This window comes from Sinorhizobium sp. 8-89, assembly GCF_030124325.1.
In the GTDB taxonomy this organism is placed as follows: domain Bacteria; phylum Pseudomonadota; class Alphaproteobacteria; order Rhizobiales; family Rhizobiaceae; genus Sinorhizobium.
This window is the reverse complement of sequence record NZ_JASKLR010000003.1, coordinates 361847-385094: the sequence shown is the minus strand read 5'-3', so window position 1 is coordinate 385094 and position 23248 is coordinate 361847. Positions and strand designations below refer to the sequence as shown.

The following is a 23248-nucleotide window of genomic DNA, read 5'->3' as shown; positions in this document are numbered from 1 at the left end:
GAACGATCTCGTCTGCGTCATGAGCACCGGCCGCATCGTCCAGATCGGGCCACCCCAGGAGATTTACGACCGCCCGGCAAGCCTCTTCGTCGCCGACTTCGTCGGCAAGACCAATCGCATCGCAGCCACGATCGACGCGGGCACGAATTCGATCCGGCTGGCGAACGGCGTCGCCCTTGCGAAACCCGCGAGCGCCAACGGCACGCTCGGCGCGGCCATGGTTGCACTGCGCCCGGAAGCGATCAGCCTCGTCCGCAATGGGAGAGCGACGCTTCAAGGCACCGTGACGCACCGTATCTTCCTGGGGTCGTCGGTCGAATATTCGGTCGAGGTCGATGGCCTCGGCGACTTTCTGGTGACCGCCGACCGCCGAAGCCTCAACGAAAGCGACCTCGCGGAACCTGGCGAAAGAATCGGGCTCTCCTTCGATCCCAACGCGCTTCACGTCTTCCCGGCCTGAACCGCCGGATCTGCTGCCATCACTGCACGTCAACGATAAGGGAACAGCATCATGACCAAGTGGTACAGAGAGAATGCCCCGATTACCGCCGACAAGCTTGCCGACGAGCTGATGCGCCTGAAGCGCGGCTCGGTCACGCGCCGTCACTTCCTCGGCGTTACCGGCCTCGGCCTCGCGACCGCCGTCCTCGCGCGCCAACCCGGCCTCTTCAATTCCGCCGCCTTCGCCGGCGATCTCGGTACGCAGATGTCGATCGCGACCTGGCCGAACTACCACGATCCTGCCACCTTCGAGGCCTTTACCGCCGCAACCGGCGTTGCCGTCGAGGTCAACGTCTTCGGCTCGAACGAGGAAATGCTGGCGAAGCTCCAGGCCGGCGGCACCGGCTGGGATCTCTTCGTGCCCACCAACTACACGATTTCGACTTATGTGAAGCTCGGCCTCATCGACGAGCTCGATATGTCGAAACTGCCGAACTACGACGCCTCGACGGAGACCGCGCGCTTCACCAACGAAGGCATCGTCGAAGGCAAGACCTATGCCGTGCCGAAGAACTGGGGCACGACCGGCATCGCCGTGAACTCCAACAAGATCAAGGCGCCGGTTACGAGCTGGAAGGAGTTCTTCGACGTGGCGATAACAGAGGCGGACGGTCGCGCCATGGTGCACGATTACCAGCTCACCACCATCGGCAATGCGCTCGTCGCGCTTGGCTACTCGTTCAATTCGATCAAGCCGGACGAACTCGTCAAGGCCGAGGAACTGCTGATCAGGGTGAAGCCGCATCTCTACGCGATCAACAGCGATTATCAGCCGTCGATGCGCGCGACCGACGCCTGGATGACCATGTGCTGGACCAATGACGGCGCCCAGCTCAACCGCGACATGCCGGAAATCCAGTTTGTGCTCGGCAAGGACGGCGGCGAGATCTGGTCGGATTTCTACGCCATCCCGAAGAGTGCGGCCAACAAGGCCGCCGGCTATGCGCTGCTCAACTACCTGATGACACCGGAAAACGCCGTCAAGGAACACATCGCCAACGGCGCGCCGACGACCGACAGCCGCGTCCTGAAGCTGCTGCCGGCCGAGGTCACCTCGAACAAGATCGTCTATCCGGACGAAGCGGCTCTCACTCCGCTCGAATTCGGCGCTGCCGTGACGCTGACCGACCCCGGCCGCGCCGAACTGATGGCGCGCTTCAAGTCGGCGTGACGGCCTGACCGCCCCCTCATCCGGCCTGCCGGCCCCCTTCTCCCCGCCAGCGGGGAGAAGGTCGCGGCAGCGGAACGAGGGGCCTTCTTCAACGTGCATTCTGACGGACCAACTTCATGCAAGCGGCAATGAACACGAAGAGGAACCTGGTGACGGCGGCGCTGGTTGCGCCGGCGGCGGCGTGGCTCTGTGTTTTCCTGGTTCTCCCCTTCATCGCCATGCTGATCTTTGCCTTCGGCGAGCGCGCGCCGGAGGGCGGATATCAGGCCGCCTTCACCTTCGCCCAGTTCGCCAACCTGCCGACGCGGGCGGCAGCGTTCTGGAATACACTCGTGCTTGCGCCCGTCGGCGCCCTGCTCTGCCTGCTGGTCGCCTATCCCGTCGCCTATTACCTCGCCGTCAAGGCGAACCCACGCTATCGCCTCATCCTCGTTTCGCTTGTGGTCGTGCCGTTCTGGACGAGCCTGCTCGTACGCACCTACGCCTGGATGTACATCCTCGGCTCGCGCGGCATCCCCAACCTGCTCGCGATGATCGGCATCGAGGATGTTCGTATGCTGAACACGCCTGGGGCGGTGCTGCTCGGCATCGTCTATGGCTATCTGCCGCTGATGATCATGCCGATCTATGTAAGCCTCGAAAAGCTCGACCGCCGGCTGCTCGAAGCCTCCGCCGATCTTGGCGGCAGACCGGTCTCCACCTTCTTCGGCGTCACGCTGCCGCTCTCCCTGCCGGGCGTGATGACCGGCGTCGCGCTTGTTACCATCCTGCTCCTTGGCGAATACCTGATCCCGCAGCTCCTCGGTGGCGGCAAGGTCTTTTTCATCGGCAATGCGCTGGTCGACCTCTTCCTGCAATCGCGCAACTGGCCTTTCGGGTCCGCGATCGCCGTCACGCTCGTCGCCGTGGTCGTCGTGGTGCTCATGGTGGCGATGCGGATCGCCTGGAAGGTCGCGGGCACAAGACAGGTGGACCTCGTCTGATGCGCGCCTTCGTCTCCTCCGTCTATCTCTTCCTCTACGCGCCGATCGCGTTGGTCGTGCTGTTCTCCTTCAATGCGGGCCGCAATGCGAGCGAGTTCACCGGCTTCTCGACAGCCTGGTATGGCAAGGCCCTCGGCAACACGTTCCTGGTCGCAGCGCTGCAAAACAGCCTGATGATCGCCTTTACGAGTGCTGCGCTCGCCGCCGTCTTCGGCACCATGGCCGCACTCGGCATGGAGCGGCTCGGCACGCGCACACGCGCCGTCTTCGACGCCTTGTTCGCCGCGGCGATCGTCGTGCCGGGCGTCGTCATCGGCATTGCCACGCTGGTCGCGCTCGTCGCCGTCTTCTCCTTCGTCAATCCGGCGCTCGCGACGATCTGGCCGGGCGACCAGCCGCCGCAGTTCGGCCTCGGCTACGGCTCGATCATCGCCGCCCACGGCCTCTTCTCGATGGCGCTGGTGACCATGATCGTCAAGGCGCGGATCGCCAGCCTCGGCCGCGACATCGTCGAGGCGTCGAGCGATCTCTACGCGACGCCGCTCACCACGTTCCGCCTGATCGTGCTGCCGCAGATCCTGCCGTCGATCCTCGCCGGCTTCCTGCTCGCCTTCACCTTCTCCTTCGACGATTTCATCATCGCCTTCTTCGTCGCTGGCTCGAAGACGACACTGCCGATTTATGTCTTCGCCTCGATCCGCCGCGGCGTGACGCCGGAAATCAACGCGATCGCGACCCTGGTGTTGGTCGCCTCGCTGCTCCTGATCCTCACCGCGCGCGTGCTGATGCGCGAAAAAAAAAGCAAATCCGGGGAGTGAAACCATGATCCTGAAAGACCGGATCGCGATCGTCACCGGAGCAGGCTCCGGCATCGGTCAGGCGGGCGCCGCCATCATGGCGCGCGAAGGCGCCCATGTGATTGTCGTCGACCGCAGCCTCGTGGCCGCTGAAGCAACGGTCGGAGCGATCACAGCAAAGGGAGGCAGCGCCGAGGCGCTCCCACTAGACGTCACCGACGACGTGGCGCTATCGGACGGCATCGCCGACATTGTCTACCGCCACGGCCGCATCGACATCCTGCATAATCATGCCGGCGCGCAGATAGCCGGCGACCTCGAGGAAGTCGAAGTGGCGGGTTTCGACCGCTCCTGGAGCCTCAATGTCCGCGCCCACTTCATGGCCGCCCGCCTCGTCATGCCGTCGATGAAGGCGGCGAGCCGCGGCGTCATCGTCAATACGTCCTCCTCCTCCGGCGTGCTCTACGATCGCGAGATGATCGCCTATACGACGACCAAACATGCCGTCATCGCCATGACCCGGCAGATGGCCGGCGACTATGCGAAATACGGCATCAGGGTGAACGCGCTCTGCCCCGGCTGGGTGGATACGCCCTTCAACGAACCCTTCATCGCCCAGATGGGCGGACGGAGTGCCATCGAGGCTTATATCCGCGAGAAGGTGCCGCTCGGCCGCTGGGCAAGCGTCGACGAAATTGCCGAGTCGATCCTCTTCCTCGTCTCCGACCGGTCTTCCTACATGACCGGGCAGATACTTGTGGTCGATGGCGGGGAGACGGTCGTCTGACAGCCCATCGCAGCGCCGTCAAACCTTCACGTGCCCGATGCCCTTTGCCGCAATCTCCTCGAAGCTCTCGTCGTAGCCCGCATCCGCATAGCGGATGACGCCGAGTGCGGTGTCGTTGGTCAGCGCATGGTCGAGTCGCTCGTCGGCGGCCGTCGTGCCGTCTGCAACGACCGTCACCCCGCAGCTGGTCATGTAACCGGCATAGCCGCCCCCGCCCGAATGGACGACGACGAGGTCGGCCATCGAGGAGCAGAGCAGCATGGCGTCGAGCAGTGGCCAGTCGGCGATCGCGTCGGAACCGTCCTTCATCCGCTCCGTCATGATGTTCGGATGCGCCATCGCGCCGGCATCGAGATGATCGCGCGAAAACGCGATCGGTCCGTTGAGTTCGCCGCTCGCGACCAGTTGATTGACGCGCCGCGCGAGCGCCGTGCGCTCGCCGTGGCCGAGCCAGGCGATGCGCGCCGGCAGGCCCTCGAAGGGAATGTGCTGCCGCGCGAGCCGTATCCAGTTGGTGATGATCCGATTGTCAGGGAACATTTCGAGGAGCAGGTCGTCGATACGGCCGATGTCGCTCTCCTCCCCGGAAAGCGCCATCCAGCGGAACGGACCGATGGCGCGGGCAAAAAGCGGACGGAGATATGCTTCGGTGAAGATCGGGATGTCGAAGGCATTGGCAACACCCCCTTCCCGCGCCTGCGTGCGGATCAGGTTGCCGTTGTCGAAGACCTCGGCACCTTGTTTCTGGAAATCGAGCATGGCCTTCACATGTTCGACGATCGAGGCGCGGCTTGCCGCCATCAACTGCCCCTGCCCGTCTTCGCGCAGCGACCGCACCTGATCGAGGCTCATGCCCTTCGGCACGTAGCCGTAGACAAGATCATGCGCCGACGTCTGGTCTGTCACCACATCCGGAACGATGCCGCGGCGTGCGATCTCCGAATAGATTTCAGCCGCGTTGCCGACGAGCCCAACCGAGAGCGCCCGCTTCTCCTTGACCGCCGCGTCGATCATCGCGAGCGCCGCGTCGAGGTCAGGCGCGATTTCCTGAAGATAGCCGACCTGCTGGCGCTTCTTTGCGCGTTCCGGATCGATATCGACACAGAGGATGGCGGCGCCCGCCATGCGGCCGGCAAGCGGCTGGGCGCCACCCATGCCGCCGAGCCCGGCAGTCAGCACGAAACGTCCGGAAAGATCGCCGCCGAAGCGCCGCTCGGCAATCCGCATGAAGATCTCGTAGGTGCCCTGGATCACCCCCTGGCTGCCGATATATTGCCAGGCGCCTGCCGTCAGCCCGCCCCAGCAGATCAGCCCCTTGCGCTGCAGCTCATAGAAGACCTCGGCCTTCGCCCATTGGCCGACGATGTTGCAGTTGGCCATGATGACGAGCGGCGCCTTGGCATGGGTCTTCAACAGGCCGACAGGCTTGCCGGACTGGATGAGCAGCGTCTGGTCCTCGTCCATCTCGGTGAGCGTCTTGACGATTGCCCGATGTGACGGCCAGTTGCGCGCCGCCTTGCCCAGAGCCGCGTAGACGACGAGATTGTCCGGATCCTCGCCGACCGAAAGGACGTTTTCGAGCAGCCGCAGCAACGCCTCTTGCCGCCAACCCTTGGCGCGCAACTCCGGCCCGCCGGGAATGGGAAAGTTCGGGTGACGGGGATTGGGTTTGGGCATGGTGGTCGTTCCTTTGTTGCGTCGCGGTCGTGTCTTTGCCCCTCACCCTAACCCTCTCCCCGCAGGCGGGGAGAGGGCACTGGGAGAGCGCGGCATATCCCTTCTCCCCGTCTCACGGGGAGAAGGTGCCGGCAGGCGGATGAGGGCAACCCACGCCGCCCATCATTCACTTCGACGGCAGCGAAACCACGTAGCTGAGCGCCGCATCCAGCAGGCGCTGGCGCAAGGCGTCATCGCCATAGGCTTCCGCACCGGCGCGCACCCAGCCGTGCATCCGGCGCTCACCCATAACCATCTGCACGATGCCGGGCAGCGCCAAGGCCCAATCGTCATTGCCCTTGCCAAGCCGCACGAGCATTCCATCCTCTCGCGCGCCGCAGAGCAAATTGCCGTTCAGAAGAAAGGCCAAGCCACCGAACATCGGTTTTTCGGAGAGCCCTGCACGCTCACCGAGGTCTTGCCTCACCAGCTCCTCAAGCCCGGTATCGCGCGCCACATCGCCCTCCCGTCAACGCTTCCCGGCCAGGGCGTAGCGTGCAATCTCGATCCCCATCGCCTTTTCGACTGGCGGATAGACGGACGGGTCGAGCACGCTGGAGGCGAGCGGGATCACCGACTTCGGCACATGCAGCACGAAGACTGTCATGCCCACCTGCAACTGCCCGACGCTTAAAGGTTCGCCCTCCGGCGACAGCGTGGTGATGACATCCGGGAACGTTGCAAGGCGCGCACCGTCCGGCGTTTCCACGGCCATGTACTCGTTCATCACATGAAGTACCGTTGAGTCATCGCCCTTCCCGAGCGTGACCATGCCAATGTCGAAGGCCTCCTTGGTATAGACGACGGATTTATCCGTGATCGTTCCCTCCGCAAGAATGGAGCCGTTGGTGGTATTGGCGATCGCATCGATTACGGCGCTGCCGCCCTTGCCTTCCGCAGCGATAATCGCCTCGCCCAGAGTCAGCGCCATGGAAATGCCGCCGAGCGCGGCATTGGCCTTGACGTAGGACGCGCGCACCGGGTTACGGCAGGAGGCGATGAAGCCACCTGACATGTCTGCGGCAGTCCTCAGAATCGGTGACACCTTGGCCGTCGCACCGCGCACCATGAGTTCGATATAGCGGTTCTCTTCGCGGTTTCCCCCCACGGCCGTCTGGATCATCGGTTCGGGTGAACCGGCAAGGCCGATCGACCCCATGTCGCCCGTGGGATGGGCGCGGATATCGCCCACGGCATCCACCACCTTGGTCCCAAGGATCGCGGAAGGCAGCCAGCCATTGAGCGTCGAGGACTTGCCGTTCTGCCCTATGATCAGGCCGGTGAGCTTTTCGCCGAGCGCCTCCTGCAGCAATTCAACCGCCTTCACGTAATCGACGCCGCGCATCTCCCACGGCGTCGTCGAAGCCGGCGCGCCGATTGCAGCCGCGGTCGCCACCCAGTCGTCTGGCTCCAGCTCGTTGATCGAAACCAGTTCCGGCTTGCCGATCGAGACGGCCGCATATCCGAGCATACGCCCGTGATCGGCCCAGCCGCCGCCGCCCGCAGCATAGACGGAACCGCCCTTGACCGCCGCCTCGACATCCTTTTCCGTCAGTATCCGGCCCATCTACGTCTTCTCCTGCAATTGCCCGTCGAGCCGTCGCACGGCCTCGAACAGCACGGCCGCGCCAAGCGCGATATCGTCATTCTCCGCCCATTCCTCGGGTGCATGCGACCGGCCGTCGCGACAGGGAATGAAGATCATCGCGGCTTTCGTTATCCGGCCCATCCAGGCCGTGTCGTGCCCTGCCCCTGAAGCCATCAGCCGGTGTCGCGCGCCGACGCGCCCGCAGGCCGCTTCCAACGTAGCAAGAACCGAGGGGTCGCCGGGTGTCGGGTGATTGTCGGAGATCACCTTCCGCGGCGTGATCGCGACGCCGGTCTCTTCGGCGATGCGCGCGGCAAGCGCCTCCACCTCGGTGATGAACACCTCCATCTGCGGCCGCAGCTCGGCGCGGGCATCGATCAGGAGCCGTGCCCGCGAGGGCACGACATTGGCGGCATTGGGTTCGATCTCGAATTCGCCGACGGTCGCGGTGAAGTGGCCCTCGCCCGCAGCATGGGCAAAACCGAGCTTCTCGATCTCCAGCACAAGCCGCGACGCGGCGACAAGCGCGTCACGACGCCGCCCCATCGGCGTCGTGCCTGCGTGATCCGCCTGACCCTCGACGACGATCTCGATGCGCGTGATCCCGGAGATCGCCGTCACGACGCCGATGTCGAGTCGCTCGGCCTCGAGCACAGGCCCCTGCTCGATATGCAACTCAAGGAACGCTTTGATATCGGACCGCTTCAACGACGGCAGGCGGGAAGGATCGCCCCCGGCCTCGACGATCCCTTGGCGGAGCGTCAGCTCGTCGTGCGCACGACTCAGCCAGCCATCCGGAATAAGTCCTGCCATGCCGCGGCTGCCGACGCAGGAAACGCCGAAGATCGACACCTCCTCGGCAAGGAAATCGACGATCTCCAGATCATGATCGAGCTCAATGCCAGCGTCAGAAAGAGAGCGCGCCACTTCGAGCGCCGCCGCAACGCCGGCGATCCCGTCGAAGCGGCCGCCTTCCGGAACCGTGTCGGAATGCGAGCCGAGCATAATAGTGCCGAGCGTCGACTTGCGCCCCTTGCGCCGACCGATAAGGTTGCCGGCCGCATCAATCCTCGTGTCGAGGCCCGCCGCCCTGAAACGCTCTTCGAGGAAGGCGCGTCCTTCGAGGAAGAGCGGCGTGAAGGCCCGCCGGGTATAGGGGCGGTCGGGCTCGGTGATACGCGCGAGCCCCTTGACGATCTCGGCGATGCGCCGCGCATCGACCGGCAGATTGGTTTGCGTTGCGGTCATTGCCGCGGCTCCCGAATCGGCAGGCTCGGCAGCGGCCGGATGAAGGCACCCGTGCCCGGCTCCGCCACGACCCGGCTGCCATCGAAGGCGAGCCGTCCGCGCAGATAGGTGGCGGAGACCCGCCACGGCAATCGAATGCCGTTATAGGGCGACCAGCCAACAACATTGTTGCCGCTTGTCGCCGCGTCATAGACATAGGATTCCGGCGTCATGACGATGACGTCCGCATCCTTGCCGGCTTCGAGCGCGCCCTTGCAATGGTCGAGCCGGAAATGCCGCACGGGGTTGAGCGCCATAAGCTCAGCGGCGCGCGTCAGCGGAATGCCGCGCTCCAGCGCACCCTTGACGAAAAGCGGCACCATCACCTCGAGGCCCGGCACGCCGGAAGCATTGGTAAGCATGTCCGGATTGGTTTTGCGATCCTCCGACCAGCTCACGTGATCGGTCGAAACCATCGTGACATTACCTTCGGCCACATGCCGCCAGAGTTTTTCCACCTCCGCACGCGGCCGGATCGGCGGGTTGATCTTGGCCTTGCCACCGAGGCGGCGCACGTCGTTTTCCTCGTCCAGCGTCAGATAATGAACGCAGCACTCGATCGTCGCCGCATGACCCTGCGCCCGATACGCGGCCGCGATCTCGTAGCCGCGGCCAAGCGAGCAATGCACCACATGCGCCGGGCAGCCGGTCACGGCTCCGGTTTCATAGATCTGGTTGGTGGCAAGAAGCTCGGTCAGCGGCGGGCGCGAAAACCCATGCGCCCGATAGTCCGTGATCCCTGCGGCCTTGACCTTCTCGATCGCGGCCCGCACCGCCTCATCATCCTCATTGTGAACGCCGGCGGTCAGTCCCGTCGGGGCGATAGCCCGGAAGCACTCTTCCAATAGCGCGGCAGGAATTCGCGGAAAACGTTTCGGGTCCGTTCCAAATGTCGAGAACTTGAAGGCGGCAACACCTGCCTCTACCATCTCGCCGATCCGCGACGGTCCCTCCTCGGGATCAATCGTGCCGTAGAGCGCAAAGTCGACGCGGGCCTGCGGACCGGCGTGGGCGACCTTGCGTCTGACCGCTTGCGCCGATGAGACGAGATTGCCCTCGTCGTAAGGCATGTCGACGATCGTCGTCACTCCGCCGGCGGCAGCCGAGCGCGTCGACCAGATGAAGTCCTCCTGATTCTTCTGCGACAGCGAATGCACCTGCGCATCGATCGCGCCGGGAAGGATCAGCGCTTGACCTAGGTCGTGCCGTTCGCGCGCCGCCGGTGCAGCGCCCTGCCCGACATGCACGACCTTGCCGTCTCGGACGGCCACATGCCCGCCTTCGACGATGCGATGCGGAAGGACGACGGTGCCTTTCAGAACGAGATCGAAATCGGACATTGCTCTTTCCCTTCCCGTTCACTCTGCCCGCTTATTTGGCCAGCGCAAAAAAGTCGTCGAATTCCGGCATCGGCGCCGTCTCGACGAAAGCGCGCAACAGGTCGTGGTCAGTGAACGCCGCCTGCAGCGCTTCGATCTCCTTCGAAAGCGGACGGTCCTTGAGGTAGATCGGGCTGACCGAGCGAGTGCGATCGTAGGCCAGCTTGACGACGCCCCACGGCTCGTCGCCGACGAGATCCATCGCCTGCGCGGACAGCATCGCCTCGATCGCCGCAAGCTGCCTGAGATCGCGGACCTGCGTTTCCATGCGCTCAACGATCAGCGGCAGGAAAGTCGCCTCCTCTTCCAGCCCACCGGCGACGACGATCGATTGGGCGGACAAGGGAACGGCGAGTGACTGGACGCGCATATAGAGCTCGACCGCGAGCTTCATCAGCGGCCCGAGCCCCGTGGCGACCTCCCCGGGCGCGACGAGATTGACCGAGAGATTGCGGCGCCCTCCGTTGGAAAGCAGGATGCATCGGTTCAAGACATTGCGCGCCACATGCGAGAACGCGACCTGCGCCGCCTCGATATAGAGCGTCGTCGTCAGTGGCAGGGAAGCGCCGGATGAATGCACCTGGCCCCCCAGCACCACCGGGTTGTCATCCGAGAGATAGGTTGCCTCGACAAGCCGGCCGGCGGCCACCAGCAAGGTATCGACGACCGCGCCAAAGACCTGGGCGGTCATGCGAAGGCTCAACGGATCGTGGATCGCCGTCGGCAACGGCCAATCGGCGATGCCCGACTGGCCATAGAGCCAGGACCCGACAAGCGCTTCGCCGCGGGTCGAAAGCGTCGCCGCAACGAGCCAGGGATCGGCGGAGGCGCCGAGCGCGCGCGACGACATGACACCGGTGACAAGCAGGACGCGGATCGCGGCCGCCGCCTCGCGCAGGACATCGGCCGCCGCAGCATAGGAGATCGCATTGACGCTCAGCGCGGCCAGCGCATCGCGCGGCCGCATGGCGAAAGGGCTCAGCCCCGCTTCTTTCAACGCCGATTCGGCCGTCATGAGCTGGCCGTTGAAATAGGCGTCGCCGACACCGGTCAATACCGAGGCCACCTGCCCCATCAGCCCGATGTCGGCGCAGCCCATCGAGCCGTGGCGGCGCACAGCCGGAACGATTCCGCGCTCCAGAAGCGCGAGGAAGGCGTTGATAAGTTCGGGGCTGCATCCGGTATGCCCGCGCATCGCGGTGTTCACGCGGATGGCGATTGCCTTGCGAATGATCGGCGCGGCAAAGAATTCGCCCGTGCCGAAGTGATGGGCGCGCACGAGCGACGTGTTGAATTCGGCGAGATCGTCCGCCGTCCAGAGGCGGTCCTTCATCGAACCGACGCCGGTGTTGGAGCCATAGACCGGCAACCCCATGGCGACGCGGTCGGCAACCACCTTGTGGGCGGCGGCAACCCGCTCCATGCCGCTATCGTCGGCGACCGGCCGTGCCAGCCCGACGCCGATCTCTTCGAGTACCCCGAAGTCGAGCGGTTTTCCGCACAGGACGATGGTCTTGACCGATTGCAGCATGCCGAAACGAACCTCTTTTGCGAGCATGCTATGCGCACAGTGCCAATGCGTGATATATCCCAAATTCGGAACGAATGATGCCGAAATCCGAACAGGGCAGATCGACATCCCTGTTCGAAGCGTGGGTTGATATCGTGGATATTGCGACGATCGTCCTTGTCGACGCGACGCTGCGTGAAGGCGGCATACGACGTGCGGCAAAGCTCAGCGGGCGCCCGCCGTCGAGTGTCAGCGCCGCCGTACGGCGCTTCGAGCAGACGATTTCCGTGCCGCTGCTCCGCCGCGAAGGCGCCATGCTCGTGCCGACGCTCGAGGCCCAGGCACGCATCGCGGAAATCGCAGAGGCAGCGGAAACCGCAACGCTCCTTGCCAACGGTCTTGGGCGCCGGAGGGCAGGCCTGATTCCTCCGGTCAGCCTGGCCGCACTCGACCGTTTCGTGAAGATCGCCCGCAACGGCAGCATACGCTCCGTCGCGCGGATGCTCGGTCTCGGCCAGCCCCAGCTCACGCGTCAGATGGCGGGCCTCGAACGCCATCTCGGCTACCGGCTGTTCGAGCGCGCTTATCATGGGGTGGTCTGCACCGAGGAAGCACTTGCCGCCCTCCCGCTTGCGGAAAAACTGCTTCAATCCTGGGGACGCCTGACGCGTGCATCGGACGACCGCTTTCGCCGCGACGCGACGACATGGCGTCTCGGTGCGGTGATGCCGCTCGGTCCCGAAAGTGAGATCGCGCGCATGCTGGCGGCGCTGACGGCTGCCTGGCATGCGGCCCGCCCTCGCCAGCACCTCTTCATTTCAAGCACGACTGCGGACGAACTCATCGCCGGGCTGAAGAGCCGGCGCTTCGATGCCGCGCTCCTCGACGTCGCCGACTTTCCGAATGAATTCGAAGGCCGGCTCGTGTCGGAGACGCCGCTGGCGCTCGCGGGCGCCGCGGGAACATTGTCCGAAATCAGCGGCGACTTCGCCCATCTGCTCTGCACCACGCCGATCGCCGTGCCAAGCGCCAAGAGCGGCCTGAGGCGCGAGGCGACGCGCTTTCTGGAAGACACCCTCAGTGAAAGCGAGCGCCGGCGCGTCACCCTGATCGAGGTGGACTCCATCCCCGTGATCATCAATCTGGTCAGCCATCACGGCTATCTCTCGATATTGCCGGAAAGCTCGCTCGCACGCGTCCATCGCCCGCCCGCGATGATCCGCCTCGCCCCCGCCTACAAACAATCCCTGACCCTCGTCTGGCCGCGAAAGGCGCTTTGGGCCCAGGCCGGCGAAGCCATGTTCAGGATGATGAAAAATGGAACGCGGCCGCAATAAGCTGCTGATCCGGCTCGCTGATCCGGCGCCGGGTGAATCAAGACCTGAAGCTGAATCACATCTTGAGCTTCAGGCGCCGGCGCGTTTCGCTGGGGCTCTCGCGATAGTGGGCGCGGTAGCTGCGTGAGAACGAGGACGAGGAATTGAACCCGGCGATCGCGGCGATGTCCGCAAACTCCATCCGCGTCTCGATCACCTTGCGGCGCGCAGCATTGAGGCGGAGAGCGAGATAGTGCTCGTGCGGAGCCACACCCATCGTCTCCTTGAAGAGATCCTGCAGATGCCGGGCGCTGATGCCGACCCGGCGTGCGAGGCGCGCCAGCGTCAGCGGCGCCTCGACCGTTTCGGCCATCAGCTTGACCGCCGCACCGACGCGGGCGTCGAGAATGCGCATATTGCCGATCGCCGGCACCTGCAGCAGATCGCCGCGCGTGCGCTCCTGCTCGTAGATGAAGAGGCGGGAGACCTCGAGCGCCAGCGAATAGCCGTGCGCACGACGGATCAGTTCGAGCATCAGATCGAGCGTCGGCAGCGAGCCGCCGGTGGTGATGCGTTTGCCATCGATGACGAAACGCTCGCGCACCATGGTCACCTGCGGATAGGCCGCGGCGAAGTCCTCGAAGTCCTCCCAATGGGTGGTGGCGGAAAAATTGTCGAGCAGGCTGGTCTCGGCGAGCAGCCATGAGCCGGATTCGATCCCGGCCATGACTTCCCGATGCCGCGCCGTTTGCGAGAGCAGCATCCTGAGTTGCGAGGTGGCGCTGCGCTCCCAGCTATAACTCGAAAGCACGAAGAGCGGCGCCGTCTCGCGCTGGGGCCGGAAGGGCCCGGCGACGGGGATCGGGATGCCGCTCTTGGTCTCGATTGCTTCGCCGTCCGGACTGAAGATTGTCCAGGTGTAAAGCGTGCGTCCGGCAATACGGTTGGCAGCCCGCAGCGGCTCGACGACCGAGGCGACGAGGATCAGGTTCGTCTCCGGGAGGACAAGCAGATCCACATGCTGCGACTGCGAAACGGATTGATCCATTGTGAAACTTCCTCCCGGAACTTCCGAGAATGTATAGAATGTCGCTGATAATGAAAAGCAGAGACGGCTTTTCTGGCTCGTAATGGCTCTCAATAAAAGGGAGACAGCAATGCCGCTCAGCATGAACCGCGAGGTATTCATCACCTGCGCCGTCACAGGTTCGGGAGACACCGTTTCGAAATCCGGCCACGTTCCGATCACACCGAAACAGATCGCCGACGCGGCGATCGAGGCCGCCAAGGCGGGTGCTGCGGTCGCCCACTGCCATGTTCGCGATCCGGAAACCGGCGCGCCGGCCCGCCGCCTCGATCTCTACAAAGAGGTCACCGACCGCATCCGCTCCGCCGACGTCGACGTCGTGCTGAACTTGACCGCGGGTATGGGCGGGGACCTCGTGTTCGGCAATGTCGAAAGCCCCCTCCCGGTCAACGAGAAAGGCACGGACATGGCCGGCGCCACCGAGCGCGTCGCCCATGTTGCCGAATGCCTGCCGGAAATCTGCACGCTCGACTGCGGCACGATGAACTTCTCGCTTGGCGATTACGTCATGACCAACACGCCGTCGATGCTGCGCGAGATGGCGCGCCAGATGACAGCGCTCGGCGTCCGCCCCGAGATCGAGGCCTTCGACACCGGCCATCTCTGGTTCGCCAAGCAGCTCGTCGAGGAAGGCCTGATCGAGGATCCGGTGCTGATACAGCTCTGCATGGGCATTCCGTGGGGCGCGCCGGATGACCTCAACACCTTCATGGCGATGGTCAACAACGTACCGGCGAACTGGACCTTCTCGGCCTTCTCGATCGGCCGCAATGCGCTCGCCTATCCGGCGGCGGCGATCCTTGCCGGCGGCAACGTCCGCGTCGGCCTCGAAGACAATCTCTATGTCGGCAAGGGCCAACTCGCGACCAACGGCCAGCTCGTCGAAAAGGCGGTCTCCGTGATCGAGGGCATGGGCGCGAAGATTATCGGTCCGGCAGAGGTCCGCGAGAAGCTGAAGCTTACGAAGAGATAAGAACCCAACCTCCCCGCAAGGGGAAGGCTTGACGTGCGGCATCGCCGAACTCCCCACCGAACGCCTGGTTTCGTGGAAATGTTCGATCAAGGCCGCCGAAGTGGCAGGAGTGCCGCTTGAGAGAGACGAACAGGATCCGGAGCCGCCCATCCCTCCCTCTGCGGGGAGGGTAGCCCCGAAGGGCCGGGAGAGCTCCCAACCAAAACAGTTGGATGGAGAGGGAATGAGCATCATCACCAAGGCCGCCTGCGTCGGCGGCGGCGTCATCGGCGGGGCCTGGGCGGCGCGCTTCGCGCTTGCCGGCATCGACGTCAACATCTTCGATCCGCATCCGGAAGCCGAGCGCATCATCGGCGAGGTCATGGCCAATGCCGAGAAGGCCTATGGCATGCTGACCATGGCGCCGCTGCCGCCGCGCGGCAAGTTCACCTTCTGCAAGACGATCCAGCAGGCGGTCGAAGGCGTTGACTGGATTCAGGAAAGCGTCCCCGAGCGGCTGGAGCTGAAGCGCGGCGTCATCACCGAAATCGACGCCTTCGCCCGCCCAGAGGCGCTCATCGGCTCCTCCACGTCGGGCCTCCTGCCCTCGGACCTGCAGGCCGATATGAAATACGCCGAACGCATGTTCGTGGCGCATCCCTATAATCCTGTTTATCTCCTGCCGCTGGTCGAACTCGTCGGCGGCAAGAGGACCTCGGCGGCGACGATCAAGCGGGCCGAGGAGGGTGTTGCCGAAATCGGCATGAAGGGCGTCGTCATCGCCAAGGAGATCGAGGCCTTCGTCGGCGACCGTCTGCTCGAGGCGCTCTGGCGCGAAGCGCTGTGGCTGATCCAGGACGACATCTGCGATACCGAGACGCTCGACAACGTCATGCGCTATTCCTTCGGCATGCGCTGGGCGCAGATGGGCCTGTTCGAGACCTATCGCATCGCCGGTGGCGAGGCTGGCATGCGCCACTTCCTCGCCCAGTTCGGACCCTGCCTGAAATGGCCCTGGACCAAGTTCACCGATGTGGTCGATCTCGACGATGCGCTCGTTGAAAAGATCGGCGCGCAGTCGGATGCCCAGGCCGCCGGCCGCTCGATCCGCGAACTCGAACGCATCCGAGACGAAAATCTCGTCGGCATCATGCATGCGCTCAAAGCCAGCAATGGCGGCGAAGGCTGGGGCGCCGGCAAGTTGCTCGCCGATTTCGAGAAGCGCCTTTGGGCGAAGGGCGGCAATCAGGCGAAAACCTATGACGCCTCCGGTCCGCTGCGCCTTGTTGAAACCAAGGTCAACGCCGCCTGGGTCGACTACAACGGCCACATGACCGAGCACCGCTACCTGCAGCTCTTCGGCGACACGTCCGACGCGCTGTTGCGGCTGATCGGCGTCGATTTCGCCTATGTCGAGGCCGGCCACAGCTACTACACCGTGGAAACCCACATCCGCCATCTCGGCGAAGCCAAGCTCGGTCAGGCGCTCTACACGACGCTCCAGCTTCTCGCCTCCGACGAGAAGCGGATCCACTTCTTCACGAGGATCCACGATGCCGAATCCGGCGAAGTGATCGCGACCGCCGAGCAGATGATGCTGCACGTCGACGCGAAGGCCGGCAAGTCCGTACCGGCGCCGACGGAAGTGCTGGCGAAGTTGAAGCCGATTGCGGAAGGGCATGCGAAGCTTGAGGTGCCGGAAGGCGCCGGGCGGCAGGTGGGGCAGAAGCGGTGACCCCATTTGAGGCGGATGATTGCCCCTCATCCGGCGTGCCGGCCACCTTTTCCCCGTTCTGACGGGGAGAAGTGACTCGCGGCACGCTCCCAGTCCCCTCTCCCCGCGCGCGGGGAGAGGGCTAGGGTGAGGGCAAAGAGCCAAGCACGCTGCGGCCCGATGAGGAGATCGGCCCAATAGCAGGCGGACCAAAATTGACGAGGGAGAACAATGAATTTCGCACTGACCGAAGAACAGCAGATGATCGTCGACACGGTCCGCAACTTCGTCGAGACCGAGATCTATCCACACGAAAACGAGGTCGAGCGCACTGGCATCGTCCCGCGCGAGCTCGGCCAGGAAATTGCCCGCAAGTGCAAGGAGCTCGGCTTCTTCGCCTGCAATTTCCCCGAAGAAGTCGGCGGTGCCGGGCTCGATCACCTGACGTTCACGCTCGTCGAGCGTGAGCTTGGCCGCGGCTCGATGGGCTTGACCGTATTTTTTGGCCGCCCCTCCGGCATCCTGATGGCCTGCAACGAGGAGCAGCGCGAGCGTTACCTCATTCCGGCGGTCAAGGGCGATAAGTTCGATGCGCTCGCCATGACCGAGCCGGACGCCGGCTCGGACGTTCGCGGCATGAAGTGCTTCGCCAGGCAGGACGGCGACGACTGGATCGTCAACGGAACGAAGCATTTCATCAGCCACGCCGACATCGCCGATTTCGTCATCGTCTTCATCGCCACCGGCGAGGAGCAGACGCCGCGCGGGCCGAAGAAGAAGATCACCTGTTTCCTGGTCGATCGCGGCACGCCGGGCTTCGAAATCCGCGAGGGCTACAGTTCCGTCTCGCATCGCGGCTACAAGAACTGCATCCTGACCTTCGACGATTGCCGGCTGCCCTCCTCGCAGATCCTCGGCGAGGTGCACAAGGGCTTCGACATCGCCAACGAATGGCTCTACGCCACGCGCCTGACGGTCGCCGCCACCTCGGTCGGCCGCGCCCGCCGCGCCTTCGACTATGCGCTTTCCTATGCCGCCGAGCGCAAGCAGTTCGGTAAGCCGATCGGCGCCAACCAGGGCGTCTCGTTCAAGCTTGCCGACATGATCACCGAGATCGATGCCGCCGACCTGCTGACGCTGTCTGCCGCCTGGCGGCTCGACCAGGGCCTGCCGTCGAACCGCGAAATCGCTTCGGCCAAGGTCTTTGCCACGGAAATGCTCGCCCGCGTCACCGACGAGGCGATCCAGATCTATGGCGGCATGGGGCTGATGGACGACCTGCCGCTCGCCCGCTTCTGGCGCGACGCCCGCGTCGAGCGTATCTGGGACGGCACCTCGGAAATCCAGCGCCACATCATCAGCCGCGACCTGTTGCGGCCGCTGGGGGCTTGAGCGATGGCCGAGTTTCCGCAACTCACCCCTCTCTGCCCCGCCGGGCATCTCCCCCACAAGGGGGGAGATTGGCAAGACGCGACCATCCAGCTTCTTGATCCGCAGGCCATCTCTGCCATCCGCCGCATCATTCCCGCAATCCATCGTTCATTCAGAGCACTCCACTCCTCGACGGTCACTGGCTGGCGAAGACACCGCCCCGTCCAATCGCCCTCCTTGGGGGGGAGATGCCCGGCAGGGCAGAGGGGGGTATTCCGCGACTCGCGCGCCCTTGATGCATTCGACGAGGGCGCAGCATGACCTCGCCTCCCCGCTCCCTCGACCGTCTCATCCGGCCCCGTTCCATCGCCGTCTTCGGCGGCAAGGAGGCGCGCCGTGTCATCGAACAATGCGATAAGATGGGCTTTACCGGCGAGATCTGGCCGGTCCACCCGCGAGAAGAGGAAATTCTCGGCCGCCACTGTTATCGCTCGGTGGCGGACCTGCCGGATCCGCCGGACGCCTCCTTCGTGGGCGTCAACCGGGCACTGACGATCGAGATCATCCGTGATCTGGCCGCAAGCGGCGCCGGCGGCGCTATCTGCTACGCCTCGGGCTTCCGCGAAGCGGCAAGCGAGCTTGCCGACGGCAATGACCTGCAAGAGGCGCTGGTTGCCGCCGCCGGCGGCATGCCGATCGTCGGGCCCAATTGCTACGGCTTCATCAACATGCTCGACGGCGCCCTGCTCTGGCCGGACCAGCACGGCATGCTGCGCGTCGAGCGCGGCGTGGCGATCCTTACGCAGTCCTCCAACATCGCCTGCAACATGTCCATGCAGACGCGTGGGCTGCCGCTTGCCTATGTCATGACGGCCGGCAACCAGGCGCAGACCGGGCTCTCGGACATTGCCTGCGCCGTTCTCGAGGATACGCGCGTCACCGCCGTTGGCCTGCATATCGAAGGCTTCGACAGTATCGAGGCACTGGAGCGGCTGGCGACCCGCGCGAGGGAACTGCGCAAGCCCGTGGTGACGCTGAAGGTCGGCAAGTCCGAGGCAGCCCAACTCGCGACCGTTTCCCACACGGCTTCGCTCGCCGGCAATGACCGCGTCTCCTCAGCCCTGCTTGCCCGCCTCGGCATCGGCCGGGTTGACACCCTGCCGGAGCTTCTTGAGACGCTGAAGCTCCTGCATCTTCACGGCCCGCTCGCCAGTGCCGACGTCTCCTCGATGAGTTGTTCGGGCGGCGAAGCCTCGCTGATGGCGGATGCCGGCGTGCGGCGCAAGGTCAACTTCCGTCCGCTTCGCGAAGAACAGCGCCAGCCGCTCAGGGAAAGTCTCGGCGAAATGGTGGCGATCGCCAATCCGCTCGACTACCACACCTTTGTCTGGGGTAATCGCGACAAACAGACCGCGGCTTTCACCGCGATGATGAAAGGCGACTACGCGCTGAATCTGACCGTGCTCGACTTTCCGCGTCTCGATCGGTGCGATGCCGCCGATTGGGTGACGACCTGCGAGGCTGTCATCGCCTCGTCGAAGGCAACCGGCGCGGTCGCCGGCATTGTCGCGAGCCTCGGCGAGAACATGCCGGAAGCAACCGCCCTTTCGCTGATGGCGGCAGGCGTGGTGCCCTTCTTCGGCATCGACGAAGCGCTCACCGCAGCGGAGACTGCGGCTGAGATCGGCGCCGCCTGGGCAGGACCAGCTCCGCCGCCCCTCCTCAAGATCCGGGCCGAAGCGGGCGATGCCATCACGTTGACCGAGGCAGAGGCCAAGGCGGAGCTTCTAGAGGCTGGCGTCGAGGTCCCCCGGGGCAAAACGGCCGCCACGGCCGAAGAAGCGGCAGATACCGCCGAAGACCTCGGCTTCCCCGTGGTCCTCAAGGGCCTCGGCGTCGCCCACAAGACCGAAGCGGGGGCGGTCAAGCTCAACCTTGCGAACCGCGACGAGGTATACGCCGCGGCAAACGCGATGGCCGAGATCGCTTCCGGTTATCTTGTGGAAAAGATGGTCGCGAAGCCCGTAGCGGAGCTCATCATCGGGGCGATGCGCGACCCGGTTGCCGGTCCGGTACTGACCATCGGCGCGGGCGGAATCCTAGTGGAATTGCTCGACGATTCCGCGATCCTGACGCTTCCGACCACCGAAAAGGCGATTTCGGAGGCGATCGACAGTCTCAAGATCAGAAAACTGCTGCACGGCTATCGCGGCGGCCCGAAGGGCGATGTAGCGGCGCTGACCAGGACTGTCGCCGCAGCGGCATCTTATGTCGTTTCAAACGCTTCAAAGCTCGACGAACTCGATATCAATCCTGTTATGGTGTTACCGGAAGGCCAAGGGGCCATCGCCGCTGACGCCCTGATCCGCCGGAGGAAATGATGCCTATGACCGGACCGATCCTCACCCGCCGCGAAGGCGGCATTCTCGAAGTCACGATCGATCGGCCGAAGGCCAATGCCATCGATCTGAAGACGAGCCGGATCATGGGCGAAATCTTCCGCGAATTCCGAGACGAGCCCAGCTTGCGCGTGGCGATCGTCACCGGTGCTGGCGAAAAATTCTTCTGCCCCGGCTGGGACCTCAAGGCGGCCGCCGACGGTGATGCCGTCGACGGCGACTACGGCGTCGGCGGTTTCGGCGGCATTCAGGAGCTGCGCGACCTCAACAAGCCGATCATCGCGGCCGTCAACGGCATCTGTTGCGGCGGCGGGCTCGAAATCGCGCTTTCGACCGATCTCATCCTTGCCGCCGAGCATGCAACCTTCGCGCTTCCGGAAATCCGTTCGGGCACGGTCGCCGATGCCGCTTCGATCAAATTGCCGAAACGCATTCCCTACCATATCGCCATGGACATGCTGTTGACCGGACGCTGGCTCGACGCCGCCGAGGCGAACCGCTGGGGTTTCGTCAACGAAATCCTGCCGGCCAACCGCCTGATGGAGCGCGCCTGGGAGCTCGCCCGCCTGCTCGAAAGCGGGCCGCCGCTCGTCTACGCCGCGATCAAGGAAGTGGTGCGCGAGGCGGAAGGCCGCGATTTCCAGACGACGATGAACAAGATCACCCGCCGGCAGTTCAAGACGGTCGACATCCTCTATTCGAGCGAAGACCAGCTCGAAGGAGCACGCGCCTTCGCCGAGAAGCGCGATCCCGTCTGGAAGGGGCGCTGAGACACGGCCGCCAATGGCCGCGGAATGAAATTTCGGCCGGCGAACTACCGGCATTCAACGTGGCGCCGCGAGTATCGGCGCACGCGGAATGCATTGTCGTTCCATGAGGCGAACTCATGGAAAAGATTTATAATTTAGGACGTTACAAGCCTGCTCCGAACGATTAGCCTTATGGATCGGAACAGCTGTATCGCCGCCACAGACCGCAGAGGAGGGAGAAAACCGAAGACATCACGACCTTCGAAGCCATTTCAAATGATGGTGATACGCAACAGTCTCTACCAATCACAACGAACGGCGAATGCCGACTGAAAGAAGGGAACAGGGGAATGAGCGATTACAAGGATTATCTGACACGGCAGGTCATGCTGGGCAAAATGAACCGGCGTGAGTTTCTCGGACGCGCGGCCGCTTTCGGTATCGCCGCCTCCACGGCCGGTACGCTTTTCGCAACCAGTGCCGCGGCGCAAGAGCCGAAGCGCGGCGGGCATCTGAAGCTTGGTCTCGAAGGCGCCGCCGCGACCGATTCGAAGGACCCGGCAAAGGCCCTCTCGCAGTTCATGTTCGTCGTCGGCCGTAACTGGGGCGACATGCTCGTCGAAACCCATCCGACCACCGGTGCGCCGGTTCCGGCACTCGCCGAATCCTGGGAGCCTTCCGCTGACGCGGCGACCTGGACCTTCACGATCCGCAAGGGCGTCAAGTTCCATGACGGCAAGGAACTGACGGTCGACGACGTCATCAAGACGCTGCAGCGCCACACTGACGACAAGTCGGAATCGGGCGCGCTCGGCGTGATGAAGTCTATCAAGGAAATCAAGGCCGATGGCGACAAGCTTGTGCTGACGCTGACGGAAGGCAACGCCGACATGCCGCTGTTGCTTTCCGACTATCACCTCATCATTCAGCCGAACGGCGGCCTCGACAACCCGGACGCGATGATCGGCACCGGTCCGTACAAGGTGGCGAGCTTCGAACCCGGCGTGCGCGCCACCTTCGAAAAGAATGCGGACGATTGGCGCACGGACCGCGGCTACGTGGATACGATCGAGCTGATCGCCATGAACGACGCGACAGCTCGCATCGCCGCTCTTTCGTCCGGTCAGGTGCACTACATCAACCGCGTCGATCCGAAGACGGTGAACCTGTTGAAGCGCGCGCCGACCGTCGAAATCCTCAACACGTCCGGCCGCGGTCATTACGTCTTCATCATGCATTGCAACACGGCGCCGTTCGATAACAATGATCTGCGGATGGCGTTGAAACTGGCGATGGATCGCGAGACCTTGGTCCAGCGCATCCTCGGCGGCTACGGCAAGGTCGGCAACGACTTCCCGATCAACGATACCTATGCGCTCTTCCCGGAAGGCATCGAGCAGCGCACCTATGACCCGGACAAGGCCGCCTTCCACTACAAGAAGTCGGGGCATAGCGGTCCGGTGCTGCTGCGCACCTCCGATGTCGCCTTCCCCGGTGCCGTTGATGCCGCCGTTCTCTACCAGGAGAGCGCCAAAAAAGCCGGCATCGAGATCGAGGTGAAGCGCGAGCCGGGCGACGGCTATTGGACGAACGTCTGGAACGTCCAGCCCTTCTCGACCTCCTATTGGGGCGGCCGCCCGACCCAGGACCAGATGTATTCGACCGCCTATCTCTCGAACGCCGACTGGAACGACACCCGGTTCCAGCGGGAGGACTTCGATAAGCTCCTGCTCGAAGCGCGGTCCGAACTGGACGAGGCCAAGCGCAAGGAAATGTACCGCACCATGGCGATGATGGTGCGCGACGAAGGTGGCCTCATCCTGCCGATGTTCAACGACTTCGTGAACGCCGCCACCAAGCAGGTGAAAGGCTATGTCCACGACATTGGCAATGACATGTCGAACGGTTATGTCGCAACCCGGGTGTGGCTGGACGCGTGAC

The 23248-nt window shown here is 64.1% G+C and carries 19 protein-coding genes; 12 read left to right on the top strand and 7 right to left on the bottom strand.

Features of this window, described 5'->3' with window-relative positions:
* The 5 genes from QN219_RS09145 to QN219_RS09125 form a co-directional block, all read left to right on the top strand.
* Positions 1-460 (top strand): TOBE domain-containing protein (locus QN219_RS09145; RefSeq protein WP_283999301.1); only part of this gene is annotated, 460 nt, incomplete at its 5' end.
* A gap of 51 nt (positions 461-511) precedes the next feature.
* Entirely contained in the window at positions 512-1672 is a 1161-nt protein-coding gene (locus QN219_RS09140) for a spermidine/putrescine ABC transporter substrate-binding protein (RefSeq protein WP_283999300.1), read from the top strand.
* 116 nt (positions 1673-1788) lie between these two features.
* On the top strand, positions 1789-2655 hold the full coding sequence (locus tag QN219_RS09135; protein WP_283999299.1) for an ABC transporter permease: 867 nt from the start codon (positions 1789-1791) through the stop codon (positions 2653-2655).
* Positions 2655-3473: an ABC transporter permease gene (locus QN219_RS09130; protein ID WP_283999298.1), complete on the top strand. Its 819-nt coding sequence runs from the start codon at positions 2655-2657 to the stop codon at positions 3471-3473. Before QN219_RS09135 ends, QN219_RS09130 begins: the two co-directional genes overlap by 1 nt.
* Positions 3474-3477: 4 nt before the next feature.
* Entirely contained in the window at positions 3478-4239 is a 762-nt protein-coding gene (locus tag QN219_RS09125; RefSeq protein ID WP_283999297.1) for an SDR family oxidoreductase, read from the top strand.
* A gap of 18 nt (positions 4240-4257) precedes the next feature.
* Here QN219_RS09125 and QN219_RS09120 read toward each other — a convergent pair whose 3' ends face one another.
* The 6 genes from QN219_RS09120 to QN219_RS09095 all read right to left on the bottom strand — a co-directional run bounded on the left by QN219_RS09120 (position 4258) and on the right by QN219_RS09095 (position 11767).
* Entirely contained in the window at positions 4258-5916 is a 1659-nt protein-coding gene (locus QN219_RS09120) for a urocanate hydratase (protein ID WP_283999296.1), read from the bottom strand.
* A 166-nt stretch (positions 5917-6082) separates the two neighbouring features.
* Positions 6083-6412, bottom strand: coding sequence for a TfoX/Sxy family protein (locus tag QN219_RS09115; RefSeq protein WP_283999295.1), 330 nt, complete (start codon positions 6410-6412; stop codon positions 6083-6085).
* A 12-nt stretch (positions 6413-6424) separates the two neighbouring features.
* Positions 6425-7522 (bottom strand): DUF917 domain-containing protein, encoded by a 1098-nt coding sequence (locus tag QN219_RS09110; RefSeq protein WP_283999294.1) that lies wholly within the window; start codon positions 7520-7522, stop codon positions 6425-6427.
* On the bottom strand, positions 7523-8791 hold the full coding sequence (locus QN219_RS09105) for a Zn-dependent hydrolase (protein WP_283999293.1): 1269 nt from the start codon (positions 8789-8791) through the stop codon (positions 7523-7525). It lies immediately after the preceding gene.
* On the bottom strand, positions 8788-10170 hold the full coding sequence (locus QN219_RS09100) for a dihydroorotase family protein (RefSeq protein ID WP_283999292.1): 1383 nt from the start codon (positions 10168-10170) through the stop codon (positions 8788-8790). Before QN219_RS09100 ends, QN219_RS09105 begins: the two co-directional genes overlap by 4 nt.
* 31 nt (positions 10171-10201) lie before the next feature.
* On the bottom strand, positions 10202-11767 hold the full coding sequence (locus QN219_RS09095) for an aromatic amino acid lyase (RefSeq protein WP_283999290.1): 1566 nt from the start codon (positions 11765-11767) through the stop codon (positions 10202-10204).
* A gap of 50 nt (positions 11768-11817) precedes the next feature.
* Here QN219_RS09095 and QN219_RS09090 point away from each other — a divergent pair, with 50 nt between their 5' ends.
* On the top strand, positions 11818-13056 hold the full coding sequence (locus QN219_RS09090; RefSeq protein ID WP_283999288.1) for a LysR family transcriptional regulator: 1239 nt from the start codon (positions 11818-11820) through the stop codon (positions 13054-13056).
* A 55-nt stretch (positions 13057-13111) separates the two neighbouring features.
* On the opposite strand, the gene QN219_RS09085 is transcribed toward QN219_RS09090, so the two are convergent.
* Positions 13112-14083, bottom strand: coding sequence for a GlxA family transcriptional regulator (locus QN219_RS09085; protein WP_283999287.1), 972 nt, complete (start codon positions 14081-14083; stop codon positions 13112-13114).
* Positions 14084-14192: 109 nt separating this feature from the next.
* On the opposite strand from QN219_RS09085, the gene QN219_RS09080 reads away from it, so the two are divergent.
* The 6 genes from QN219_RS09080 (at position 14193) to QN219_RS09055 (ending at position 23247) form a co-directional block, all read left to right on the top strand.
* On the top strand, positions 14193-15095 hold the full coding sequence (locus tag QN219_RS09080; RefSeq protein ID WP_283999286.1) for a 3-keto-5-aminohexanoate cleavage protein: 903 nt from the start codon (positions 14193-14195) through the stop codon (positions 15093-15095).
* Positions 15096-15318: 223 nt separating this feature from the next.
* Positions 15319-16809 carry a carnitine 3-dehydrogenase gene (locus QN219_RS09075; RefSeq protein ID WP_283999285.1) on the top strand — a complete coding sequence of 497 codons (1491 nt, stop codon included), beginning with the start codon at positions 15319-15321 and terminating at the stop codon, positions 16807-16809.
* Positions 16810-17019: 210 nt separating this feature from the next.
* Positions 17020-18180, top strand: coding sequence for an acyl-CoA dehydrogenase family protein (locus tag QN219_RS09070; protein ID WP_283999284.1), 1161 nt, complete (start codon positions 17020-17022; stop codon positions 18178-18180).
* A 296-nt stretch (positions 18181-18476) separates the two neighbouring features.
* A complete protein-coding gene (locus QN219_RS09065) occupies positions 18477-20540 on the top strand; it encodes an acetate--CoA ligase family protein (RefSeq protein WP_283999283.1) in 2064 nt (687 codons plus the stop codon).
* Between the two features lie 5 nt (positions 20541-20545).
* Positions 20546-21328, top strand: a complete 783-nt coding sequence (locus QN219_RS09060; RefSeq protein ID WP_283999282.1) for a carnitinyl-CoA dehydratase — start codon at positions 20546-20548, stop codon at positions 21326-21328.
* A gap of 329 nt (positions 21329-21657) precedes the next feature.
* Positions 21658-23247, top strand: a complete 1590-nt coding sequence (locus tag QN219_RS09055; protein WP_283999281.1) for an ABC transporter substrate-binding protein — start codon at positions 21658-21660, stop codon at positions 23245-23247.
* The last annotated feature ends 1 nt before the right edge of the window (position 23248 follow it).

What these genes read in the sequence shown, in the direction of transcription:
- QN219_RS09110 (WP_283999294.1), bottom strand. Translation starts at nt 7,522, where the DNA reads ATGGGCCGGATACTGACGGAAAAGGATGTCGAGGCGGCGGTCAAGGGC.
- QN219_RS09060 (WP_283999282.1), top strand. Translation starts at nt 20,546, where the DNA reads ATGACCGGACCGATCCTCACCCGCCGCGAAGGCGGCATTCTCGAAGTC.
- QN219_RS09125 (WP_283999297.1), top strand. Translation starts at nt 3,478, where the DNA reads ATGATCCTGAAAGACCGGATCGCGATCGTCACCGGAGCAGGCTCCGGC.
- QN219_RS09105 (WP_283999293.1), bottom strand. Translation starts at nt 8,791, where the DNA reads ATGACCGCAACGCAAACCAATCTGCCGGTCGATGCGCGGCGCATCGCC.
- QN219_RS09075 (WP_283999285.1), top strand. Translation starts at nt 15,319, where the DNA reads ATGAGCATCATCACCAAGGCCGCCTGCGTCGGCGGCGGCGTCATCGGC.
- QN219_RS09130 (WP_283999298.1), top strand. Translation starts at nt 2,655, where the DNA reads ATGCGCGCCTTCGTCTCCTCCGTCTATCTCTTCCTCTACGCGCCGATC.
- QN219_RS09095 (WP_283999290.1), bottom strand. Translation starts at nt 11,767, where the DNA reads ATGCTCGCAAAAGAGGTTCGTTTCGGCATGCTGCAATCGGTCAAGACC.
- QN219_RS09085 (WP_283999287.1), bottom strand. Translation starts at nt 14,083, where the DNA reads ATGGATCAATCCGTTTCGCAGTCGCAGCATGTGGATCTGCTTGTCCTC.
- QN219_RS09090 (WP_283999288.1), top strand. Translation starts at nt 11,818, where the DNA reads ATGCCGAAATCCGAACAGGGCAGATCGACATCCCTGTTCGAAGCGTGG.
- QN219_RS09135 (WP_283999299.1), top strand. Translation starts at nt 1,789, where the DNA reads ATGCAAGCGGCAATGAACACGAAGAGGAACCTGGTGACGGCGGCGCTG.
- QN219_RS09065 (WP_283999283.1), top strand. Translation starts at nt 18,477, where the DNA reads ATGACCTCGCCTCCCCGCTCCCTCGACCGTCTCATCCGGCCCCGTTCC.
- QN219_RS09100 (WP_283999292.1), bottom strand. Translation starts at nt 10,170, where the DNA reads ATGTCCGATTTCGATCTCGTTCTGAAAGGCACCGTCGTCCTTCCGCAT.
- QN219_RS09140 (WP_283999300.1), top strand. Translation starts at nt 512, where the DNA reads ATGACCAAGTGGTACAGAGAGAATGCCCCGATTACCGCCGACAAGCTT.
- QN219_RS09080 (WP_283999286.1), top strand. Translation starts at nt 14,193, where the DNA reads ATGCCGCTCAGCATGAACCGCGAGGTATTCATCACCTGCGCCGTCACA.
- QN219_RS09070 (WP_283999284.1), top strand. Translation starts at nt 17,020, where the DNA reads ATGAATTTCGCACTGACCGAAGAACAGCAGATGATCGTCGACACGGTC.
- QN219_RS09120 (WP_283999296.1), bottom strand. Translation starts at nt 5,916, where the DNA reads ATGCCCAAACCCAATCCCCGTCACCCGAACTTTCCCATTCCCGGCGGG.
- QN219_RS09055 (WP_283999281.1), top strand. Translation starts at nt 21,658, where the DNA reads ATGAGCGATTACAAGGATTATCTGACACGGCAGGTCATGCTGGGCAAA.